Annotated in this window: 2 protein-coding genes and 1 pseudogene; all 3 read left to right on the top strand. The window is 65.5% G+C overall.

The genetic code is table 11. The features are described from left to right. The coding region (locus tag WAW17_RS29800) for a chorismate-binding protein (RefSeq protein ID WP_422336453.1) at window positions 1-286 on the top strand (286 nt) is incomplete at its 5' end. Beyond that, window positions 283-1,053 carry a 2,3-dihydro-2,3-dihydroxybenzoate dehydrogenase gene (locus WAW17_RS29795; protein ID WP_422336452.1) on the top strand — a complete coding sequence of 257 codons (771 nt, stop codon included), beginning with the start codon at window positions 283-285 and terminating at the stop codon, window positions 1,051-1,053. The genes WAW17_RS29800 and WAW17_RS29795, both read left to right, overlap by 4 nt. Before the next feature lie 30 nt (window positions 1,054-1,083). Then, window positions 1,084-2,737: pseudogene (locus tag WAW17_RS29790) on the top strand ((2,3-dihydroxybenzoyl)adenylate synthase). Window positions 2,738-2,837 lie beyond the last annotated feature (100 nt).

Here is a 2,837-nt window from a genome sequence, read left to right as displayed (position 1 = left end):
TCCCACCCCCGCCGTGTGCGGCACACCCACCGTCGCCGCCCGACGTCTCATCCGCGAGATCGAAGGTGAGCGCGGCTTCTATGCGGGCGCTGTCGGCTGGGCGGACTCCGACGGTGACGGCGAGTGGATGGTCAGCATTCGTTGTGCCCAGATCGACGCCGACGGCACCACCGTTACGGCGTCCGCGGGCGGTGGCATCGTCGCCGCCTCCGACCCGCTCGACGAACTGGTCGAAACCACAACAAAACTGGGTACCGTTCTGGCCGGACTGGGCGTCTCGACATGAGTGGCATCACTCTCGTGGTGGGCGCCGCCCAGGGCATCGGACGGGCCACGGCCACCGCCCTCGAAAGAGCCGGACACCAACTCGTGTTGCTCGATCGGAACGCGGACGGACTCTCCGAAACCGCGGCGTCACTGGGAACACCACCACTCGCCGTCGATACTCTCGACATTCGCGATGTGGACGCCGTCACCGATGCCGTCCGCCGGATCGAGGACGAGCACGGCCCGATCGGAGCACTCGCGCATGTGGCGGGCGTCCTCGAAACCGGCTCTGTGCTGGACGCCGACGCCGCAAGCTGGCAACGGGTTTTCGATGTCAACGTCACCGGACTGGTCAATGTACTCCGTGCCGTCGGTACCGGCATGCGGGAACGCCGACACGGCTCGATCGTGGTGGTCGGGTCCAACGCCGCCGGGGTGCCGCGCACCGGTATGGCCGCCTACGGTGCATCCAAAGCCGCTGTCGCCATGATTGTCCGGGTCCTCGGACTGGAGCTGGCCGAGTTCGGGATTCGCGCCAATATCGTCGCACCCGGGTCGACGGATACCGCGATGCAGCGTTCCCTGTGGTCCGATCCTACCGGCGACGAAGGTTCACGGGGCGCGATCGAAGGCGACCTGGCCTCGTTCAAGGTGGGAATTCCGCTGGGGCGCATCGCCGATCCTGGTGACATCGCCGATTCGATCGAGTTTCTCCTGTCCGAACGAGCCCGGCACATCACCATGCACGCGCTCTACGTCGACGGCGGCGCCACTCTGCAGGCCTGACTGCACCATGGACACTTCGAAGGGAAATCCATGACCACGAGCGTGCGCGCTCCCTTGGAACCGACCACCCGCTATCCGGAGCGCTTCGCCGCGAAATACCGGGCCTCCGGATACTGGGCCGAGGAAACGTTCCAGCAGTTTCTGCGCACCCGCTCGGAGTGTTTCGGCGATGCCATCGCCGTGTCCGGTCCGGATTCCGCCGGAGCGAACACTCATTTGACCTACCACGAACTCACCGACCGTGCAGACCGATTGGCCGCGGGTCTGCGCAACATCGGCGTCCTGCCGGGTGACCGGGTGGTGGTGCAACTTCCCAACATCGTGGAGTACGTGGAAGTCATCTTCGCGATCTTCCGCCTCGGCGCGCTGCCCGTTTTCGCTCTCCCTGCGCACCGTACGCAGGAAATCTCCTACTTCTGCAGCTTCACCGACGCCGCGGCCTACGTCGTCGCCGACACCCACGGCGGCTTCGACTACCGAACCCTCGCCCGTGAGGTGGTGGCCTCGGCCGAGAATCCGCCCACCGTGATCGTGGCCGGTGATGCCGCCGAGTTCACCGCACTGGACCGGTTGCGCGGTCCGGAACCGCTTACGGACGCACCGACCGCACATCCCGAGTCGGTCGCGTTCCTGCAGCTGTCGGGAGGCACCACCGGTGTGTCCAAACTGATTCCGCGCACCCACACCGACTACCTGTACTCGGTGCGTGAATCGGCCTCCATCTGCGGTGTCGACGAGACCACCCGGATGCTCGTGGTTCTTCCTGCAGCACACAACTTCCCGATGAGCTCGCCCGGAATCCTCGGTGTTCTGCACGCCGGGCGGACGAGTGGTGCTTGCACCTAACCCCAGTCCCGACACCGCGTTTGCGCTCGTCGAGCGTGAGCGCATCACCATGACGTCGATGGTGCCTCCGCTCGCGCTGGCGTGGCTCGCAGCCGGTGCCCGCACCGAATACGACCTCTCCAGTCTCGACGTTCTACAGGTCGGCGGCGCCAAGTTCAGCGCCGAGGCGGCCAAGCGGGTGCGCCCAGAACTCGGCTGCACACTGCAGCAGGTGTTCGGCATGGCCGAGGGCCTGGTCAACTACACCCGCCTCGACGACCGCGAAGACACCATCGTCGCCACCCAGGGACGGCCCATCAGTCCTGACGACGAGATCCGGGTGGTCGACGACAACGACGAGCCCGTTTCCGCCGGCACGTCCGGTCATCTCCTCACCCGCGGACCGTATACCATTCGTGGCTATTACCGCGCTTCCGAACACAATTCGACAGCCTTCACCGAGGACGGCTTCTATCGCACCGGCGACATCGTCCGGCTCACCGAGGACGGCTACCTCGTGGTCGAGGGCCGCGCGAAGGACCAGATCAACCGCGGCGGTGAGAAGATCGCCGCCGAGGAAGTCGAGAACCACCTGCTCGCGCATCCGTCGGTCGGCGATATCGCAGTGGTGTCGATGCCCGACGCCTACCTCGGCGAACGCAGTTGCGCGTTCGTCGTCGTCGAGGGCGAACCACCGAAGGCTCTCGAGCTGAAGAAATTTGTGCGCAGCCGCGGACTCGCCGAGTACAAGGTGCCCGACAAGGTGATCTTCGTCGACGAATTCCCGGTCACCGGCGTGGGCAAGATCAGCAGGTCCGAACTACGCCGCGCGCTCGAGAAGACTTTCCTCACGCGGTAGCTGCCTGGGCGACGACTACGCTCGGATGAGTCATGTGGGTCACGAAGGAGACGAGAGTATGTGCCTGGTCCTGTTCGGCTGGCAGGCGCATCCCGAACTC

Origin of the sequence: Rhodococcus sp. (in: high G+C Gram-positive bacteria), from assembly GCF_049286785.1 — a bacterium.
Lineage (GTDB): Bacteria > Actinomycetota > Actinomycetes > Mycobacteriales > Mycobacteriaceae > Rhodococcus_F.
The sequence above is the reverse complement of the archived record's forward strand: the minus strand, read 5'-3'. Positions and strand labels throughout refer to the sequence as shown.

What these genes read in the sequence shown, in the direction of transcription:
- WAW17_RS29795 (WP_422336452.1), top strand. Translation starts at nt 283, where the DNA reads ATGAGTGGCATCACTCTCGTGGTGGGCGCCGCCCAGGGCATCGGACGG.